This is a genomic window from Giesbergeria sinuosa, from assembly GCF_042652905.1.
GTDB lineage: Bacteria > Pseudomonadota > Gammaproteobacteria > Burkholderiales > Burkholderiaceae_C > Simplicispira > Simplicispira sinuosa.
In genome coordinates this window covers 136965-155860 of the sequence record NZ_JBHSHJ010000002.1, presented here as the reverse complement: position 1 = coordinate 155860, position 18896 = coordinate 136965, and the positions used below count along the sequence as shown (strand labels likewise).

Sequence of the window (18896 nt, the reverse complement as noted above, 5' to 3'; positions counted from 1 at the left end):
TATGGCTAGACGCGCCCCATCAGTACACAACTGTGAACACAGGTAAATCGATTGGGAGCGTGCCAGTGTGGATAGCGCAACGGTGGCTAGCTCCTAGGGGTAAGAGACAGGCCCAAATCCGACCGACAGAGGCAAACGCGGCTCGAAAAGGCACATCGTTGTAGATGCGCGTGGCGTTCCTCTGGTAGCGCAGGTCAGTGATGCCAATACACATGGTTCGACACTGTTTGAGCAGTGCTTGGAGCCATCCCAGCAGTGCGAGGGTTGAAGGGCCGAGTACGCCGAAAGCCCCGGAAGTTGCATGCCGACAAAGGGTATGACGTACGCCATTGTCGCGATTATTTGAAGGCGTGGGGCATTACCAGCCGCATAGCACGCAGAGGAATAGAGAGCAGTGATCGGCTGGGTAAATACTGCTGGGTGGTCGAGCGTAGGCATGCATGGATTGCGGGCTTTGGCAAGTTACGCATCCGATTCGAGCGGCAACTTTATATTCACTAAACGCTACTGAACTTGGCCGCTACCATCATCTGCTCTCGCTTCGTGGATAAGTTATGTTAGCTGGCATGAATTTGCGAAACGAATATTGTCTAGCACCAATTATTAATTAGCAATCTTCAAAAAATTACATAAAAACACAATAATAATTATTAAATACAATAAAAAGCAAAACTCTAAATTATCTGAATTCTTAACCGTGCATACATCATTAAAAAGCCCGGATTTATCGGGCTTCAACAAACATTTTCAATACAAACGTATTAAGGAAAACCAACTCGATCCAACATTTGCTGCACCTTAGGCATGTTTGCCCCCACTGCACTGATCGGAATAGTCTCGCTCTTGAACGCCATACCCCCTGTCATGGCCTTCAGGGCTGGGTTTTCTACATGCACATCTTTGGCTGCAGGCCACTCATTGTTACCATTAGCAAAATAATTCTGCGCTTCAGCACTGGTCAGATATTCCAGAAATTTGATGGCATTGGCCTGATTCTTACTGTGACGGGCAACAGCCCCCCCAGCAATGTTCAGGTGTGTGCCCCAAGATTTTTGGTTAGGAAAAACCACTCCCACTTTGTTGGCCACTGCCACATCTTCTGGCTTGCTCGAACGCAGCAAACGGGCCAGATAATAGCTGTTGGTGACAGCAATATCACACTCTCCAGATGCTACCGCCTTGATCTGGTCTGTATCCCCTCCCTTGGGGGGGCGAGCCAAATTAGCCACCAAGCCTTTGAGCCAGTTTTCTGTAGCCTGTTCACCCAAATGTTCAACCACCGAACCGAACAAGCTCAAATTGTAGGGGTGTGAACCAGAACGAATACACAGCTTTCCTTTGTGTTTAGGATCGGCCAATTCTTCGTAGGTATCTATATCAGATTTTTGTACTTTGATCTTGTTATAAACAATCACACGAGCACGGGTGGACAAACCAAACCAAGCAGTACTGCCATCGGCTGCAGGCTGACTGCGCAAGGTGGCGGGGATGCGCTCATCCAGCACCTTGGATTTAATCGGCTTAAACAGGCCGTCTACCTCACCTTTGTACAGCCGTGCGGCATCCACCAACAAAATAACATCTGCAGGCGAGGCACCGCCTTCGGCCTTGAGGCGTGCCAAGATGCCCGTATCGTCGGCATCTACCCGGTTGATCTTGATACCTGTAGTTTTGGTAAAGCCACTGTACAGCGCCTCGTCCGTGCTGTAGTGGCGGGCTGAATACAGGTTGACAACCTGTTCCTGGGCTTGTGCGATGCCGGTGGTCAGCAAGACAGAGCAAGCCGTCGCTACAACAGAGAGAATGTGTCGCATAGGGATCTTGTAGATAGATAATTCCACATCATAGATCAAACGCGAACCATTCGCAATCAGATAGGGCAAAAAAGAAGCCCGGCACATCGACCGGGCTTGAAAGGACTCCTGAAACGGATTCGAGGAGATCCAAGGAGACAACCACAACCACCATGCCCTGCCTAAAGCAGGGCAGGTGCAGATTAGCGTTTACGCGGAGCTGCCGACTTGGCAGCATCAATGGCAGAAGCCGTCACCGCATTGAAATTGGCTTCTGCTGCTTCCGAAGCTTGTTTGACGGCTTTTTGCACCGATTCAAAAGCACTGCTCGCGGCAGAAACAGCATTTTTCATCACAGCCACTGCTGGTTCAGAACCGGCAGGCGCATTCTTGCTTGCATTGTCAAGCAGGCTCACAAAGTTCAGTTGCGCTTCTGCGGTCTTGGCCTCAAAAGTCTTGGTGAATTCTGCACTGGTGCCCGAGGCAATGTCATACAGGTGACGACTGTAGGCAGCAGCCTTTTCTGCCAACGGCTGGAACAACCCCGCTTGCAGTGCCAACAACTCTTGTGCGTCTTTCACGCTGAGCAGGGCTTGGGAGTGGTTGGCGGCCTCACTCAGAGCAGCACGAGAAGCCGTGACATTGAGTTCTACGAGCTTCTCTACGCCTTCAAAGGCTTTGCTAGTAAGGCCAAACAAGGTCTCGATGTTGGCTTTATGAGCGGCCAGGATTTGTTCGTTGGTCAGCGACATAGGGTCTCCAATAGTGACGGCCAGAAGGCCAAGAATATATGAATCTGCGCTGATGTGGCTTGACTACCATGTTGCAGTGCAGCATCTAGGTCATTTTAGGCAAGGTGATCGCAAATGCAAGTGCTATTTTTAGATGGCATTTAGCAGAGCGATAGGTCTGTCCTGATGGTGTATTGCCAATTCACGGGCCAGCGGTCAGTATGCGCATTGCACCTTCTGTGAGTAAACGGTCGCGCATGCGTCGGGTCATGGATTGGGTGCTGCCATCTGCGGCAGTAAACAAAAACAGAGTGCCTTTTGGGCTAGCCCAAGTCAGCTGGGTGCGCACCACCTTCCGGTTGCCATGCAGTTCTACCCAAGTACCCGTAGGAAAGTCATCATGGGCCAGCACAGGGGTGGTGGCGGGTGCAGTAGCATCCATCAGCTCCGCTGGTGTGCCATAAACCGAATCGAGTTCGATATCAATATCTGGCCCTGCATCCAAATCAATATCGGGTTTACCAAGAGGTTCGTGATGTTGTGTATGGGCAGCAAGAGCGGGCCTAGAAGAGGCAACGGGTGCCGAGACGGGCCGAGCAACCGCCAGCGTTTGCTGGTGTAAACGCTGCAATCTGGCAAGAAAACGCTCTGTTTCCATGCGTGGCCGCCCAATATCCTGCAAGCCTTTTTGCAGGGTACTGATCATCTGTGGCACAGCTTGGGCAATTTGCTCGCGCTCATCGGGAGGCATGTTGGGCCGCACACTCCAGAACAATAGCGGAATCAATGCCAAATAGCCATGCGGATCACCATCCCCGCTGTCTGGCTGTTCCAGTTGCGCCTGAGCAATCACTTGAGTCCAGAGCCCGGTTGCAAAGCCCATCACTTCGGTGGGAACATGTCCAGTGTCAGGCAGCTTACGGATATTGCTGGCGATTTCCGAGGTCAGATGCTGGTGGGAATTAGCCTGCTCTGCCACCTGGGCTGCCGCTTGGCGCTGCTGTTGCTCCTGTTGTTGCCATTGCGCCCAGACAGTTTCTAGGCGCTGAAGTGCGGTGGCAAACGGCGCCGCTTGGCGTGTATCTTGTTGAAGAAGATGGTGGTTGAGTTGATGCAGCAACCCAATAAAGCGACTGAACCCCGTCTGGTTTTCCGTGGTAAAGGTCAGGCTACGCTCGGTGATTTCGTCCAACAAACGCCGGGCTGGATGAAGGGGATTGCTAAAGAACGCAGCGTCATGGCCTGCCAATTGACCGATGGCTGGCCCCATGTCTTGCAACGTTTTTCGTACCGTAGGCAACAAACGGGCGTCTTGTGCAATGTTGTCCATCATCCGCGCCACCACATCCCCTGCTTGCCAAGCAACATCAGGGGCAGGCATCAGACCATCATCGGTGGCTGGAGGAGGCGCTGGTTCCCAACCTACTTGCAGACCGCTGTAGGGATCGACCCCACCCTGGAGCAACTGGTGGAGAATGCTGGCCGTCAGTGCATCTTCTTGAGCCTCCGCATGGGTTGCGGTAGCCTGTGGCCAGTCAGTGTGCAAATGGCCCTGCCCCGAGGCAAGTCCAGCACCGTAGTGGCTCTGGGTCATGGCCGCCATCCCACTGTGGTGCGCAGACAGGTGAGAGGGTCGGCTCGACACCACACCATACCCCACAGGTTCGATGCCTTGTTGGCGCAGCGTCTGGACGGCCTGTTGGTATCCCGGAATCAGTGCAGCCCCCAAAACTGGCAACAGATGCTGCATCCAAGTAGCACGAACCGCGTCGGGCACCTCTACACGCTGGTTCAACGCCTGTTGCAGGGCACGAATGTAGTTTTCTGGACGCAAAGGATTGCGCTCTGCTTGTACGCGGTGCAGCCCTTGGGCTGCACTGACCAAAGCATTGAGTTCTGACAGCACAGCCTCCGCCACATGGCTGACCTGTTGTTGGGCACGCACCCGTTCAACCTGAGCCTCTTGCTCTTTTTCATCCACCAAGGACAGACTACCGAAATCGATCCCCGATGCCTTTGGCGGTGAGGGCAGGTCGTTGCCTGCATTGCGGTCTTGGGCAAAACACTCCAGCAGCGCAAGAGGGTAGGCTCTGAGCAAAGCTGACTCTTGGAGCAAGAGCAAGCGCAAGGCGTCAGCCGCCTGTTGCCGCTCTTGTGGGCCTTGTGTGCTGCTTTGTGCTTGGTCGTTCAGACTCTGGCTGGCTGCCGCCAGCAATTGCGCCATCAAGGTTTCGCCTTCACGAACGGCCTTGATGACACAGTCTTGCAAAATCGACTGGGCGTTAGAAACGGGAACCGACATGGTATGTAACAAACTTCCAGTCACGACTCCGACATGCAGCAAGAGGGTTTTACTTCAATGCCTTGAAACGCATGCGATGGGGACGGGCAGCCTCTTCGCCCAGACGTTTCTTTTTGTCAGCTTCGTACTCTTGGTAATTGCCATCAAAGAATACCCACTGGGAGTCACCTTCAGCGGCCAGGATATGTGTGGCAATACGGTCTAGGAACCAGCGATCATGGCTGATAACCAGCACGGTGCCTGCATATTCCAACAAGGCATCTTCTAGCGCACGCAGGGTTTCAACGTCCAAGTCATTGGATGGTTCGTCTAGCAGCAACACGTTGCCGCCCTGAATGAGCGTCTTGGCAAGGTGCAAACGACCACGCTCACCACCCGAGAGCATGCCAACCTTCTTCTGCTGGTCACCCCCATTGAAGTTGAAACGGCCGCAATAGGCCCGGCTAGCCATCTGGAACTTGCCAATGTTGATCATGTCCAAGCCGCCGGAGACGTCTTCCCAAACCGTCTTGTCATTGGCTAGCGCATCGCGGTGTTGGTCAACAAAAGCCATTTTGACGGTGGCACCGACCACCACCTCGCCGCTGTCGGGTTGCTCTTTGCCCGCCAGCAATTTGAACAGTGTGGACTTACCAGCGCCATTGGGGCCGATGATGCCTACGATGGCACCCGCAGGAATGTTGAAGCTCAGGTTGTCAATCAGCAAACGGTCACCAAACGACTTGCTGACGTTCTTGAACTCAAACACCTGTGTACCCAAACGATCCGCCACCGGAATGAAGATCTCTTGGGTTTCATTGCGGCGTTGGTATTCGTAATCGCTCAGTTCTTCAAAGCGCGCAATACGTGCCTTGCTCTTGGCTTGGCGGCCCTTGGCGTTTTGGCGCACCCATTCCAGCTCTTTCTTGAGTGCCTTGGCACGGGCTTCTTCTCCCTTTTGTTCGGCTTCCAAGCGGTTCTGCTTTTGCAACAGCCAGTCAGAATAGTTGCCTTTGTAAGGGATGCCGTGGCCCCGGTCCAGTTCCAAAATCCACTCGGCAGCGTTGTCTAAGAAGTAGCGGTCGTGGGTAATAGCCACCACGGTGCCTGAGAAGCGTTGCAGGAATTGCTCCAACCAATCCACCGATTCAGCATCCAAATGGTTGGTAGGCTCATCCAACAGCAGCATGTCGGGCTTGGACAACAACAGGCGACACAGGGCAATGCGGCGTTTTTCACCACCAGAGAGCACTCCCACCTTAGCATCCCACGGTGGCAAGCGCAGGGCATCGGCGGCAATTTCGAGTTGGTGTTCAGAATCGGTGCCTGCCGTAGCAATGATGGCCTCTAGGCGGGCTTGTTCGGCGGCCAAGGCATCAAAATCAGCATCTTCTTCGCCGTAGGCGGCGTAGACCTCTTCGAGCTTGGCTTTGGCAGCAAAGACTTCGCCCATGGCCTCTTCCACACTTTCACGCACCGTGTGCTCTGGGTTGAGCTGGGGCTCTTGGGGCAGATAACCAATCTTCAGGCCGGCCATAGGGATAGCTTCGCCTTCGATTTCCTTGTCCACGCCTGCCATGATCTTGAGCAGCGTTGATTTGCCCGACCCGTTAAGGCCCAGCACACCAATTTTGGCACCGGGGAAGAAGGACAGAGAGATGTCTTTCAAGATCTGCCGCTTAGGCGGCACGGTCTTGCTGACATGATTCATGGAATAGACGTATTGGGCCATCGGTACTTGTTCAACCTGAAAAGAAAGCGCAGAAGCTTCTGCGAACAGACCTCCATTATCGGCCCATGCGACAATAGCTGCCGTTGCGCACTCCAGTTGTGAGCAATATCAGCAGTTTGCTGGGGACGACGCAAGCCATTGCCGGCTCCCACCCTTGAACCTCATCGGCCTGATACTGGCTCGGCAGCTTTTAGGTTGCCACGACAGGTCGATACCCGGCGCCCGGATGGGCGCGTCTGACATCCATGACATTTGACGATTTGAACCTGGCCCCGGCCATTCTGAAGGCCGTACACGAGCAAGGCTACGATACCCCCACGCCTATTCAGGCCCAAGCTATCCCGGCCGTACTGGCAGGACATGACTTGTTGGCGGGTGCCCAAACGGGCACTGGCAAAACAGCAGCCTTCACTTTGCCCTTATTGCACCGCCTTGCACAGGGTGGCGCACCCAAAAGCAAGTTTGGTAACAAAGGGCTGCGTGCCCTGGTACTGACACCCACCCGCGAGCTGGCCGCGCAAGTAGAAGAATCGGTGCGCGAGTATGGCAAGTACCTGGATTTAAGCTCCACAGTAGTGTTTGGTGGCGTGGGCATGAACCCACAAATTGACCGTATCCGCCGTGGTGTGGATGTGTTGGTGGCCACCCCAGGGCGGCTGCTGGACTTGCAGCAGCAGGGCTTTCTGGATTTGTCCACCGTGGAAGTGTTGGTACTGGACGAAGCCGATCGAATGCTCGACATGGGCTTTATCCACGATGTGAAGAAGATTTTGGCGTTGGTACCCAAAGAAAAGCAAAGTTTGCTGTTCTCCGCCACCTTCAGCGATGAAATCCGCGAGCTGGCAGCAACGTTGCTGAAAGACCCACAAAGCATTCAGGTCACGCCGCGCAACACCACCGTACAGCGCATCTCCCAAGTGATCCATCCTGTAGGACGCGGCAAGAAAAAGCAGGCGCTGTTGCACATCATCCAACAGAACAATTGGAGCCAAGTGTTGGTGTTCACCCGCACTAAGTTCGGTGCCAACAATGTGGCAGAGTTTCTGACCAAACACAACGTCAGTGCGATGGCGTTGCACGGCAATAAAAGCCAAAGTGCGCGCACACAGGCACTGGCCGGGTTCAAGAGCGGCGAGATCCGAGCCTTGGTAGCCACAGATATTGCAGCACGCGGCATTGATATTGATGACTTGCCGCATGTAGTCAATTACGAAATTCCGAATGTTGCCGAAGACTACGTTCACCGCATTGGCCGTACGGGCCGTGCTGGTGCCAGTGGCGAAGCAGTGAGCCTGGTTTGCATGGACGAAGAAGGCTTCATGATGGACATTGAACGCTTTACCAAGCAAACCATTCCGGTGCAAGTGATAGAGGGCTTTGGCCCCGAAGAGGGCGAGAAAGCTGAACCCATCGCCATGGGGCGCCAAACGATTTGGGGAGGAGCAGGCAAACCACCAAGCCGTGAGGTCATGCAGGCGGCAGCCAAGGCAGCCCGAGGGGAGATGATGGAGCGCATGCGTGCCAGCAAAGTAGCCCAAGGCGAACGCACTGGCGGCAGCAAGGCGGGAAATAGCAACCACAATGGCCCACGTAGCAATGCAGGCGGTGGTGGCCGTGGGGCGCCACGCAATGCACCAGCCGCAGGGCATCAGCCCAACACTGGCGGGCGCGGCCCCGCACCCGGACGTGGCCGTACTGGTGGTGGCAATCGTTTCAACAGCGATGCCCAGCCGCCACGAGAGAATGCCCATTTGGGCACGCACGGTGGTCACAGCATGCCCTCTAGCCGTGGTTCTGGGCCATCGGGCCAGCCAGACCCCATGCGTACCAGTGTGGACAGCATGCTAGAGCGCGGTCGCCGTGGCGGTGGTTTCCGCAATGGTGGCGGCTACGGTGGTGGTGGCGGGCGCGGTGGCTCCCGCAGTGGTGGTGGCGGTGGTTCGCGCGGTGGCTCTTTCAACCGCTGAGGTGCTCGCACAGGGGTCAGGACGCGGCCTCTTGGGTATTGCCATCATCAAGCGGTAGTAATATCACAAGGCCCTTTCTGGCTCCACTTTGTACACACCATGATCCTACTGCGAGCACAAGCCCTGTGGCTGGCAACCCTGTTGGCGGGCTGTGCCACTACGACCCCATTGCCACCATGGTCTAACCCTTTCAAGGCGTCCCCAGCCAAATTGCCGCCCCCTTCGGGGGCAGCCACGGTGGCAGCGGCCTTGCCCCCATCGGCAACGCCACCTGCTGCGGCGATGGCAACCAATGGCCTCGGAGCCCCTGCGCTGGCCGTACATTTTCCCGAGCCAGCCCAGAGTTACCTCACGCCAGGACTGGCGCCACAACGGCAAACATTCACCAGCAATCCCGAACTGGCCCAATGGTTGCACCAATTGGCAACGGCACCCCTGCCAGGAGGGACGCAGGCCGTCTTGTTAACGCCTGGCACCTCACAGCAGGGCAAGCCCATCTATGCCCTGCTTCTGACCAGAGTACCCAGCACCGCCCCAGACAGTCTGATAGCCAGTAAGCGTCCTACGGTGTTGCTACTGGCACAGCAACATGGCGATGAGCCAGCGGGCAGCGAAGCCTTGCTGGTTTTGGCACAGGAGTTGTCCACGGGACAACTGGCTCCATTGCTGGACAAAATCAATGTCGTGTTGGTACCGCGTGCTAATCCCGACGGAGCCCAATCTGGTCAGAGAAACACGGCCAATGGTGTGGATTTGAACCACGATCACCTGCTGTTGCAAACACCCGAAGCGCGGGCATTGGCGTTGTTGGTGCGTGACTTTCGCCCCACCCTGGTGTTAGATGCCCATGAATACAACCCAGCAGGGCGTTATTTGTCGCAATTCAATGCACTGGCACACAATGATGTGCTGTTGCAATATGCCAATGCAGCGGGCACACCTGAGTTCTTATCTAAAGCGTCCCGTGAGTGGTATCACACAGCACAGGTCAGTGCCCTACAGGCACAAGCTCTGCGCAGCGACTGGTATCACACGCCCTCGGGTGAACAAGGCCAGGCCCGACTGGTCATGGGTGCTGCCACGCCAGACACCAGCCGCAATGCCAACGGACTCAAACAGGCGGTCAGTGCCGTTGTCGTGACGCGTGGCATTGGTTTAGGACGAGCCCACCTTCAGCGGCGTGTCCATGCCCAAGTCACAGCCATCAGCAGTGCTTTGCGCACCACGGCAGAACGTGCGGCCAGTTTAGAACAGGTGCGCTCTTTTGTCGTCCGCGACAGCATGGCACAGGCTTGCCGCGATCGACTGGTGCTAGAGACCGCCACGGTGCCTGAAAGCCGTGATGTAACCTTCCTAGAATCTGCCACCGGGGCTATACGCACACAGCGTGTCACTTGGGAGTCATCGCTACAACCACGCACCGTACAGACGCGAACAAGGCCTTGTGGCTATTGGCTGGCCCCTGGTGCCGCAGATGCTGTGGAGCGTTTACGTCTGCTGGGGGTGCAGGTGCTGCGTGTGGCCGAGCCTGGCGGCGTGGTAGCAGAGACTTTCACAGCCTCGGGCAATACCTCGGTGCAAACCAACCAAGCACCAATGGTGCTGGTGCGCAGTGCATTGGACGTGCCCGTGGGTAGCTATTACGTCTCATTGAGTCAACCCTTGGCCAATCTGGTCACGGCAGCTTTAGAGCCTGATACAGGCCACAGTTACTTCACCCACCAATTGATTGGTGGGCTGTCTGAAGTGGCCCGAGTCATGTCCCGGCCTGCCCTGGTATTTGAAGAAACAGAATAAACACCAGTCACCAACGGTGCTTGGCTGTGGAGTGCCTGTTCATCAGGCACTCCGGCAACCAACCCCTCTCTATTGCGCCACGCAATCAGCGTAGTAACGCACAACCCCATCGTTGCCTTCTACCTCGACCAGACCATGAATGTCGGTCTCAAAACCGGGACAAATCTTGGCAAACTCGCGGGCAAACTTGAGGTAGTCCACGATTTTCTTGTTAAACACTTCACCAGGAATCAAGAGTGGAATGCCCGGTGGATAAGGTGTGACCAAGCCTACCGTGATGCGCCCCTCTAAGTCATCAATCGCCACACGCTCAGTGGTGCGGTGGGCAATGTGGGCATAAGCATCCGAAGGTTTCATGGCCGGTTTGAGATCCGAGAGATACATCTCGGTAGTCAAGCGGGCAATGTCGTACTTGGCGTACATCTCATGAACATGCTGGCACAAATCACGCAGACCCATGCGTTCATACACTTTGTGCTGCTGGCAGAACTCGGGCAAGATGCGCCACATGGGCTGGTTCTTTTCGTAATCGTCCTTGAACTGCTGCAAGGCCGTCAACATCGTGTTCCAGCGGCCCTTGGTGATACCGATGGTGAACATGATAAAGAACGAATACAGGCCGGTCTTTTCTACCACCACGCCATGTTCGGCCAAGTATTTGGTAACGATAGAGGCCGGAATCCCCGTCTTGTCAAACTCGCCATCCAAATTGAGGCCCGGAGTCACGATGGTGGATTTGATCGGGTCTAGCATATTGAAGCCATCGGCCAGCGGGCCAAAGCCGTGCCACTTGCTGTCGTTCTTCTTGCCTTTACCTTTGCCATCGTTGCGGATGATCCAGCTCTCGGCACGGCCCACGCCCTCATCCACCAACTTTTCTGGCCCCCAGACCTTGAACCACCAGTCGTTCTTGCCAAACTCCTCTTCTACCTTGCGCATAGCCCGGCGGAAGTCGAGGGCTTCCAGAATGCTCTCTTCCACCAAGGCAGTGCCGCCAGGCGGCTCCATCATGGCAGCTGCCACATCGCAACTGGCAATGATGCTGTACTGCGGGCTGGTGCTGGTGTGCATCAGATAGGCTTCATTGAACAAATGGCGATCCAGCGGCGTGGATTGCGACTCTTGCACCAACACATGGCTGGCCTGACTGATACCAGCCAACAGTTTGTGGATAGACTGGGTGGCATAGACCACCGAATGTTGAGGCCGGGCGCGCTTCTTGCCCATCGCATGGTAAGTACCATAGAAGGGGTGGAAGGCCGCATGGGGTAGCCAAGCTTCGTCAAAGTGCAGGTTGTCTACATAGCCATCTAGCATCGTCTTGATGGTTTCAGTGTTGTAGAGCACACCATCGTAGGTCGATTGTGTGAGCGTCAGCACCCGTGGCTTGACTTTGCTGGCATCCACGCCTTTGAGCAACGGATTGGCGCGGATTTTTTCCTGGATGGTTTCTGGCTCGAATTCGCTTTGCGGAATTGGGCCAATGATGCCAAAGTGGTTGCGTGTGGGCTTCAAGAATACCGGAATAGCCCCCGTCATGATGATGCTGTGCAACACCGACTTGTGGCAATTGCGATCGACCACCACCACATCGCCGGGGGCCACCGTGTGGTGCCAGACAATCTTGTTGGACGTGGACGTGCCATTGGTCACAAAAAAGCAATGGTCGGCATTAAAAATACGGGCAGCATTGCGCTCGCTCTCGCCAATCGCACCATTGTGATCGAGCAATTGACCCAGCTCTTCAACCGCATTACACACATCGGCGCGCAGCATGTTCTCACCGTAAAACTGGTGGTACATCTGGCCCACCGGGCTTTTCAGAAAGGCAACGCCCCCTGAGTGACCCGGACAGTGCCAAGAATAAGAGCCGTCTTCGGCGTAGTCGAGCAACGCCTTGAAGAATGGGGGCTGGATGCCCTCCAGATAGCTCTTGGCTTCACGCACAATGTGCTTAGCCACAAATTCAGGGGTGTCCTCAAACATGTGAATGAAGCCATGCAACTCACGCAAAATGTCATTGGGCAAGTGGCGGCTGGTTTTGGTCTCACCATGCACATAGATGGGCACATCCGCATTTTTTCGTCGCACCTCCTCAATGAAAGTCCGCAAGCTCAGCACAATCGGGTCTAAACCCGAGCCCAAGGTGAACTCTTCATCGTCAATCGACAAAATGAAGGCACTGGCACGGCTCTGCTGCTGGGCAAACTGACTCAGATCACCATAACTGGTCACACCCACAACATCAAACCCCTCTGCCTCAATGGCTTGGGCCAGCGCACGAATGCCCAAACCCGAAGTATTCTCCGAACGGTAGTCTTCATCGATGATGATGATGGGAAAGCGAAATTTCATGCGCAACCTCTGTAGGTAGGGGTTCAAGGGCGCAGTGCCCTAAAAAAGAAAATAGGCGCGAAGTGTAAGGAATAACTTTGTCCGTGCCATGACGCAGACTGTTAATGTCCCAGAATATGTCGTAGTGCCGATTGATCTGAAAGCGAGGACCCTGTGACCTTGGATGATTCCACACTCTGGTGGCTGTTGGCTGGTGCCATTGTGATAGCCGAATTGCTAACGGGCACTTTTTATTTGCTGATGCTGGCGTTGGGAGCAACAGCTGGAGCATTGGCAGCCCATTGGGGTCTTGGCCAAGCGGTGCAGATCATGTCGGCTGCAATAGTAGGAGGCGGAGCCGTGGTGCTGTGCCAATGGTACCGGCGCAGGCGTCCGGGTGATCCATCGCCCCGCTCAGATCGCAGCGTCAATCTGGACATTGGCGAAGTGGTACATATTGAAGGCTGGAATGCAGACGGTACCGCACTGGTGCGTTATCGGGGCGCACAATGGACAGCCATTCACCGCCCAGGCACCACGCCACGCACTGGCGCACACCGAGTAGCAGAACTGGTGGGCAGCCGCCTGTTGGTGGATCCGGTGTAATGCTTGTGCCTGTTTTTTTCCATCTCCGCAGAAAGGCCTATCATGGAAATCGCCATCATCGTGTTTGTCATTGCCGTGATTTTTACCGCACACGCAGTGAAAGTGGTTCCACAACAAAACGCTTGGGTGAAAGAACGGCTGGGCAAGTACGCTGGCACCCTCACTCCAGGGCTGAATTTTTTGATGCCTTTTGTCGAGAAGGTCGCCTACAAACACAGCTTGAAGGAAATTCCGCTGGATGTGCCCAGCCAAATCTGCATTACCCGCGACAACACGCAGTTGCAGGTGGATGGCATCCTGTATTTTCAGGTCACCGACCCAATGCGTGCCAGCTACGGCTCATCCAACTACATCATGGCCGTCACACAACTGGCGCAAACCAGCCTGCGCAGCGTGATTGGCAAGCTGGAGCTGGACAAAACCTTTGAAGAGCGCGACATCATCAATGCCCAAGTGGTGCAAGCGATTGACGAGGCTGCACTCAACTGGGGGGTTAAAGTGCTGCGCTACGAAATCAAAGACCTGACACCACCCAAAGAAATTTTGCACGCCATGCAGGCCCAAATCACTGCAGAACGTGAAAAACGGGCCTTGATCGCTGCCTCTGAAGGCCGACGCCAAGAACAGATCAACATTGCCACCGGCGAACGAGAAGCCTCCATTGCCCGCTCAGAAGGTGACAAACAAGCGGTCATTAACAAAGCCCAAGGTGAAGCCACCGCCATCATGACACTGGCGTCAGCTTCAGCACAAGCGATTGAACGGGTGGCAACCGCCATTCGTCAACCCGGTGGCGAGCAGGCCGTACAACTCAAAGTGGCCGAAAAGGCCGTGGAGGCCTATGGCAAAGTAGCACAAGATGCCACCACCACCTTGATTGTGCCCAGCAACATGACTGAGGTATCTGCACTGATTGGTTCGGCAATGAAGATGGTGCAAGTTGAACGCTCTGCCTAAGAAACCACAGAACTTATATTTATTTCTCATGGCTTCTGAATTGTAGAAATTCATCGCTATAATGAGAGGCTCACGGAGAGGTGGATGAGCGGTTTAAGTCGCACGCCTGGAAAGCGTGTGTGGGCTAATCCCCACCGCGGGTTCGAATCCCGCCCTCTCCGCCACAGATAAGTTTTCAGTGGTTCGCCACTGTTCGCTAAAGTACAAAGTTACCCCAGTAAGTCATTGACTTACTGGGGTTTTTTGTCTTTTTGCATTCTATTCAAGCCATCAAGCTGGGGAGATTGGGTGCTTTGCATACGATGGGGTATTTTTTCAACCCCTACCCAATAAGCGTGCGTCTCCAGCATCCACCGCCTCCAACCCAGTAGCTCTTTGGCTCTCACATGCCAGACACGCATCAGTTCTTCACCGACCTGATGCCCCGTCCTGCGTAACTGCAAGGCATAATTTACGTTTACGTCAACGTTAAACCAAGGAGACAAGCAATGGAAATCAAAAACAATGTCTTTATCGTGACCGGAGGAGCTTCAGGGTTGGGTGAAGGTACCGCCCGAATGCTAGCGGCGCAGGGCGGCAAGGTGGTAATTGCCGATGTTCAGGTCGATAAAGGTGAACTGTTAGCCCAAGAGATTGGTGCTACTTTTATGCGCTGCGATGTGAGCCAAGAAGCCGATGGACAAGCTGTAGTGGCCCAAGCTGTGGCACTGGGGCGCTTGTCGGGGCTGGTCAATTGTGCTGGTGTGGCACCAGCAGAAAAAATGGTGGGCAAACAAGGCGCGCACAGTCTGGCAGGATTCAACAAGACCATCCAAATCAATCTGATTGGCACCTTTAACATGCTACGTTTGGCTGCTGAAGCTATGTGCCAGAACGAACCTACTGCCAGCACGGGTGAGCGTGGCGTATTGATCTCCACCGCCAGCATTGCCGCCTATGATGGACAAATGGGCCAAGCTGCTTACAGCGCCTCTAAGGGCGGTATTGTGGGCATGACCTTACCTATTGCCCGTGATTTGGCCCGCAATGGTATTCGCAACATGACCATTGCCCCCGGTATTTTTGGCACTCCCATGATTTTTGGCATGCCCCAAGCGGTACAAGATAGCTTGGCTGCGGGCGTCCCCTTTCCTAGCCGGTTGGGTACGCCGCAGGACTACGCTAAGTTGGTACAACATATTCTGGAAAATGACATGCTCAACGGCGAAGTGATCCGCTTGGACGGTGCGATTCGTATGCCACCCCGTTGAGCCCACCACAAAACGACTCTTTTATCATCCTCTGTGTGCGCTTGCTATACAGAGGATGGTGTGGGGTACAGAGCTGAAAAAACCAAAAAGCCCTACCAGCGAACTGATAGGGCTTTTAATTTTGGCGGAGTGGACGGGGCTCGAACCCGCGACCCCCGGCGTGACAGGCCGGTATTCTAACCAACTGAACTACCACTCCTGGTAGATAGCTTTACTTGCATTTTTACTACAAGCCAAGTGCTATAACTTGGCGACCCTACGGGGATTCGAACCCCGGTACTCACCGTGAAAGGGTGATGTCCTAGGCCTCTAGACGATAGGGTCAAAACCTGGAACTAATCCGAAAACTTGGTGGAGATAAGCAGGATCGAACTGCTGACCTCTTGCATGCCATGCAAGCGCTCTCCCAGCTGAGCTATACCCCCAAAAATACTGGCGGAGTGGACGGGACTCGAACCCGCGACCCCCGGCGTGACAGGCCGGTATTCTAACCAACTGAACTACCACTCCTGGCAGTTAGCGTTTGCTTGTAACTGAGCTACAAGCCAAGTGCTAAAACTTGGCGACCCTACGGGGATTCGAACCCCGGTACTCACCGTGAAAGGGTGATGTCCTAGGCCTCTAGACGATAGGGTCAAAACCTTGGAACTAATCCATCAGAAAAACTTGGTGGAGATAAGCAGGATCGAACTGCTGACCTCTTGCATGCCATGCAAGCGCTCTCCCAGCTGAGCTATACCCCCACAACCTGCAACAAGCATTTTTTATTTGCTTACTGCGTTTAACTGAGACTTGAATTATAGAACAATTTTTAGCGACTTTGCAATCTTGCCAAAACTTTTTCTTTTCCAACCAATTCGAGTACTGCGTCGACAGATGGTGTGTGGGCAGTACCCACAGTCAACACACGCACCGGCATGGCCAAGTGCGGCATTTTAAGCCCTTTTTCAGTCAGTACCTGCTTAAAGACCCCTGCAATCACCGATTTTTCCCAATCGCAGGACTGAAACGCTGTTACCAACGCATCTAGCGCCGGTTCAATCGCCACTGTGAGATGTTTTTGCAGCTCTTGGGCATCAGGACTAATGGTGTCGGTATAAAACACAAACGCCCAATCGGCCAGAGCCACCGTGGTGTCGCAGCGGTCTTTGAACAAAGCACAGATGCGTGGCAGACGGCCATCGGCTAAGTCGGCAGCAGCAATACCGCGCTTTTGCAGTTGTGGCGCTACCAAAGCGGCTAAGGCTTCATCGCTCATGGCTTTCAGGTGTTGGGCATTCACCCAACGCAGCTTGGCCTCGTCAAACTGAGCGGCACTGCGGCCCAGGTGGTCTAAATCGAACCACTCTAGGAATTGCTGGCGGCTAAAAATTTCGTCGTCGCCGTGGCTCCAACCCAAACGGGCTAGATAGTTGATCATGGCGTCGGGCAAGTAGCCTTCGTCACGGTATTGCGTGACGGGTTTAGCCCCGTTGCGCTTGCTCATCTTCTCGCCCTGCTCGTTCAGCACGGTGGGCAAGTGGGCATAGACCGGCGGCTCTTGGCCTAAGGCTTGGAAGATGTTGATTTGGCGCGGGGTGTTGTTGACATGGTCATCGCCCCGAATCACATGGGTAATTGCCATATCGATGTCATCGACCACGACGCAGAAGTTGTAGGTGGGTGTGCCATCGGGGCGGGCAATCACCAAATCATCCAACTCGTCATTGCGGATTTCGATGCGGCCTTTGACTTTGTCATCCCAAGCCACTACGCCGTCTTTCGGATTTTTGAAGCGCAACACCGGTTGCACACCTTCAGGCACGGGGGGCAGCACTTTGCCCGACTCGGGCCGCCAAGTGCCGTTGTAACGCGGCTTTTCTTTGGCGGCCATCTGGCGCTCGCGCAGGGCATCGAGTTCGGCCACGCTCATATAGCAGGGATAAACATGGCCAGCGGCTTGCAATTGGGCCAGCACTTCTTTGTAGCGCGCCATGCGCTGCATTTGGTAGAACGGGCCTTCGTCGGGGTTCATGCCGAGCCAGTCCATGCCTTCCAGAATGACATCGACCGCCGCTTGGGTAGAACGCTCTAGGTCGGTGTCTTCAATGCGCAAAATGAAATCACCGCCGGTGGCGCGGGCAAAAGCCCAAGGGTAGAGCGCCGAACGGATATTGCCCAGATGGATAAAGCCGGTGGGCGAGGGGGCAAAGCGGGTACGCACCCGACGGGCAGGGGTGGAGGGGGTCTGTTCAGTCATGGCAGGGTGTCCAGGCCGCGCGCAAGGTCGGCTTTCAAGTCGTCAATATGTTCTAAACCCACGGCCACGCGAATCAAACCTTGGCCTAAGCCTGCGGCTTGGCGTTGGGCTTCCGTCAGGCGGCCATGCGAGGTGCTGGCCGGGTGGGTGATGGTGGTTTTGGTATCGCCCAAATTGGCGGTGATACTGCACACTTGGGTGCTGTCAATCACATGAAAGGCACGAGTGCGGCCCTCTTCGGGGCTGGTAGCACGTACATCGAACGACAACACGGCACCGCCCAAGCCCGATTGTTGGCGCATTGCTAAATCGTGCTGTGGATGCGAAGCCAAACCGGGGTAATAGACCCGCGCGACTTGCGGCTGCTGCTCTAACCACTGCGCCAAGGCCAAGGCATTGGCGCTTTGTGCCTTGACGCGCAAGGACAGGGTTTCCATGCCTTTGAGCACTACCCAAGCATTGAAGGGCGACAGGTTCATGCCCGCACTGCGAATCAGGGGGGCTAGTTTGTCATCAATCAAGGCGCGGGGGCCACAGACGGCACCGGCCATGACGCGGCCTTGACCATCTAAGAATTTAGTGCCGGAATGGATGACCAGATCAGCCCCCAACTTGGCCGGTTGCTGCAAAGCGGGCGAGGCAAAGCAGTTGTCCACCGCCAGCAGCACCCCGGCAGCATGGGCGATGTCGGCCAAAGCCCGGATATCGCACAAATCCGTTAAAGGATTGGTGGGGGTTTCGGCAAACATGAGCCGGGTTTCGGGCCGCAGCGCCGCTTGCCAGGCGGTGGCATCGGTTTGGGCGACGAAGCTCGATTGCACGCCAAACCGGGCTAGCTCTTTGCCAATCAGGTTGATGGTGGAGCCAAACATGGATTGCGAGCAGATGACGTGGTCACCCGCCTTGAGCAGTGCCATGCACATCAGCAAAATGGCCGACATGCCACTGGCGGTGCCGATGGCACTTTCGGTGCCTTCTAAAGCAGCCAGACGGCGCTCGAAGCTGCTGACAGTGGGGTTGGAGGTGCGTGAGTAGGTATAGCCTTCTTCTTCGCCTGCAAAGCGACGCGCTGCGGTGGCCGCATCGGGCTGCACAAAGCTGCTGGTGAGGTAGAGGGCTTCGGAATGTTCGCCGTAGGCGCTGCGCGGCATCGCTTGGCGCACGGCCAAGGTGTCGGGGTGCAGGCTAGCCAGTAGTTCTGGATTCATG

Annotated in this window: 12 protein-coding genes, 7 tRNA genes and 1 pseudogene; 7 read left to right on the top strand and 13 right to left on the bottom strand. The window is 55.1% G+C overall.

Features of this window, described 5'->3' with window-relative positions:
* Positions 1–46: 46 nt before the first annotated feature.
* A pseudogene (locus ACFO6X_RS03385) lies at positions 47–501 on the top strand (transposase); the annotation flags it as partial.
* 260 nt (positions 502–761) lie between these two features.
* On the opposite strand, the gene ACFO6X_RS03380 reads toward ACFO6X_RS03385, so the two are convergent.
* The 4 genes from ACFO6X_RS03380 to ettA all read right to left on the bottom strand — a co-directional run bounded on the left by ACFO6X_RS03380 (position 762) and on the right by ettA (position 6537).
* Positions 762–1814: an extracellular solute-binding protein gene (locus ACFO6X_RS03380; protein ID WP_382430059.1), complete on the bottom strand. Its 1053-nt coding sequence runs from the start codon at positions 1812–1814 to the stop codon at positions 762–764.
* A 182-nt stretch (positions 1815–1996) separates the two neighbouring features.
* Entirely contained in the window at positions 1997–2545 is a 549-nt protein-coding gene (locus ACFO6X_RS03375) for a phasin family protein (RefSeq protein ID WP_382430057.1), read from the bottom strand.
* 181 nt (positions 2546–2726) lie between these two features.
* Positions 2727–4826: a DUF1631 family protein gene (locus ACFO6X_RS03370; protein ID WP_382430055.1), complete on the bottom strand. Its 2100-nt coding sequence runs from the start codon at positions 4824–4826 to the stop codon at positions 2727–2729.
* A gap of 49 nt (positions 4827–4875) precedes the next feature.
* The gene (ettA, locus tag ACFO6X_RS03365; protein WP_382430053.1) at positions 4876–6537 is read right to left on the bottom strand and encodes an energy-dependent translational throttle protein EttA; all 1662 of its coding nucleotides are present in this window, start codon (positions 6535–6537) and stop codon (positions 4876–4878) included.
* A 245-nt stretch (positions 6538–6782) separates the two neighbouring features.
* On the opposite strand from ettA, the gene ACFO6X_RS03360 reads away from it, so the two are divergent.
* Both ACFO6X_RS03360 and ACFO6X_RS03355 read left to right on the top strand, forming a co-directional pair.
* Positions 6783–8504 carry a DEAD/DEAH box helicase gene (locus tag ACFO6X_RS03360; protein ID WP_382430051.1) on the top strand — a complete coding sequence of 574 codons (1722 nt, stop codon included), beginning with the start codon at positions 6783–6785 and terminating at the stop codon, positions 8502–8504.
* A 99-nt stretch (positions 8505–8603) separates the two neighbouring features.
* A complete protein-coding gene (locus ACFO6X_RS03355; protein ID WP_382430049.1) occupies positions 8604–10301 on the top strand; it encodes a M14 family metallopeptidase in 1698 nt (565 codons plus the stop codon).
* A 69-nt stretch (positions 10302–10370) separates the two neighbouring features.
* Here the strand turns inward: ACFO6X_RS03355 and ACFO6X_RS03350 are convergent, their stop codons facing one another.
* Complete coding sequence (locus tag ACFO6X_RS03350) at positions 10371–12656, bottom strand: Orn/Lys/Arg family decarboxylase (protein ID WP_382430047.1); 2286 nt, start codon at positions 12654–12656, stop codon at positions 10371–10373.
* Between the two features lie 159 nt (positions 12657–12815).
* Between ACFO6X_RS03350 and ACFO6X_RS03345 the strand changes: the two genes are divergently transcribed.
* The 4 genes from ACFO6X_RS03345 to ACFO6X_RS03330 all read left to right on the top strand — a co-directional run bounded on the left by ACFO6X_RS03345 (position 12816) and on the right by ACFO6X_RS03330 (position 15448).
* On the top strand, positions 12816–13241 hold the full coding sequence (locus ACFO6X_RS03345) for an NfeD family protein (protein WP_382430045.1): 426 nt from the start codon (positions 12816–12818) through the stop codon (positions 13239–13241).
* 42 nt (positions 13242–13283) lie between these two features.
* Complete coding sequence (locus tag ACFO6X_RS03340) at positions 13284–14198, top strand: SPFH domain-containing protein (RefSeq protein ID WP_382430043.1); 915 nt, start codon at positions 13284–13286, stop codon at positions 14196–14198.
* Between the two features lie 74 nt (positions 14199–14272).
* Positions 14273–14362 (top strand) — tRNA-Ser (locus tag ACFO6X_RS03335).
* Between the two features lie 324 nt (positions 14363–14686).
* On the top strand, positions 14687–15448 hold the full coding sequence (locus ACFO6X_RS03330) for a 3-hydroxyacyl-CoA dehydrogenase (protein WP_382430041.1): 762 nt from the start codon (positions 14687–14689) through the stop codon (positions 15446–15448).
* 122 nt (positions 15449–15570) lie between these two features.
* Here the strand turns inward: ACFO6X_RS03330 and ACFO6X_RS03325 are convergent.
* The 8 genes from ACFO6X_RS03325 to ACFO6X_RS03290 all read right to left on the bottom strand — a co-directional run bounded on the left by ACFO6X_RS03325 (position 15571) and on the right by ACFO6X_RS03290 (position 18895).
* Positions 15571–15647: transfer RNA gene (locus tag ACFO6X_RS03325), tRNA-Asp, on the bottom strand.
* 49 nt (positions 15648–15696) lie between these two features.
* Positions 15697–15772: transfer RNA gene (locus tag ACFO6X_RS03320), tRNA-Glu, on the bottom strand.
* A gap of 25 nt (positions 15773–15797) precedes the next feature.
* Positions 15798–15873 (bottom strand) — tRNA-Ala (locus ACFO6X_RS03315).
* Positions 15874–15881: 8 nt separating this feature from the next.
* Positions 15882–15958 (bottom strand) — tRNA-Asp (locus ACFO6X_RS03310).
* A gap of 50 nt (positions 15959–16008) precedes the next feature.
* Positions 16009–16084 (bottom strand) — tRNA-Glu (locus ACFO6X_RS03305).
* A gap of 31 nt (positions 16085–16115) precedes the next feature.
* A tRNA-Ala gene (locus ACFO6X_RS03300) sits at positions 16116–16191 on the bottom strand.
* 68 nt (positions 16192–16259) lie between these two features.
* Positions 16260–17687 (bottom strand): glutamate--tRNA ligase, encoded by a 1428-nt coding sequence (gene gltX, locus ACFO6X_RS03295; protein ID WP_382430039.1) that lies wholly within the window; start codon positions 17685–17687, stop codon positions 16260–16262.
* Positions 17684–18895: an O-succinylhomoserine sulfhydrylase gene (locus tag ACFO6X_RS03290; protein ID WP_382430037.1), complete on the bottom strand. Its 1212-nt coding sequence runs from the start codon at positions 18893–18895 to the stop codon at positions 17684–17686. Before ACFO6X_RS03290 ends, gltX begins: the two co-directional genes overlap by 4 nt.
* Position 18896 lies beyond the last annotated feature (1 nt).

What these genes read in the sequence shown, in the direction of transcription:
- ACFO6X_RS03290 (WP_382430037.1), bottom strand. Translation starts at nt 18,895, where the DNA reads ATGAATCCAGAACTACTGGCTAGCCTGCACCCCGACACCTTGGCCGTG.
- gltX (WP_382430039.1), bottom strand. Translation starts at nt 17,687, where the DNA reads ATGACTGAACAGACCCCCTCCACCCCTGCCCGTCGGGTGCGTACCCGC.
- ACFO6X_RS03375 (WP_382430057.1), bottom strand. Translation starts at nt 2,545, where the DNA reads ATGTCGCTGACCAACGAACAAATCCTGGCCGCTCATAAAGCCAACATC.
- ACFO6X_RS03370 (WP_382430055.1), bottom strand. Translation starts at nt 4,826, where the DNA reads ATGTCGGTTCCCGTTTCTAACGCCCAGTCGATTTTGCAAGACTGTGTC.
- ACFO6X_RS03380 (WP_382430059.1), bottom strand. Translation starts at nt 1,814, where the DNA reads ATGCGACACATTCTCTCTGTTGTAGCGACGGCTTGCTCTGTCTTGCTG.
- ACFO6X_RS03350 (WP_382430047.1), bottom strand. Translation starts at nt 12,656, where the DNA reads ATGAAATTTCGCTTTCCCATCATCATCATCGATGAAGACTACCGTTCG.
- ACFO6X_RS03355 (WP_382430049.1), top strand. Translation starts at nt 8,604, where the DNA reads ATGATCCTACTGCGAGCACAAGCCCTGTGGCTGGCAACCCTGTTGGCG.
- ACFO6X_RS03360 (WP_382430051.1), top strand. Translation starts at nt 6,783, where the DNA reads ATGACATTTGACGATTTGAACCTGGCCCCGGCCATTCTGAAGGCCGTA.
- ACFO6X_RS03330 (WP_382430041.1), top strand. Translation starts at nt 14,687, where the DNA reads ATGGAAATCAAAAACAATGTCTTTATCGTGACCGGAGGAGCTTCAGGG.
- ACFO6X_RS03340 (WP_382430043.1), top strand. Translation starts at nt 13,284, where the DNA reads ATGGAAATCGCCATCATCGTGTTTGTCATTGCCGTGATTTTTACCGCA.
- ettA (WP_382430053.1), bottom strand. Translation starts at nt 6,537, where the DNA reads ATGGCCCAATACGTCTATTCCATGAATCATGTCAGCAAGACCGTGCCG.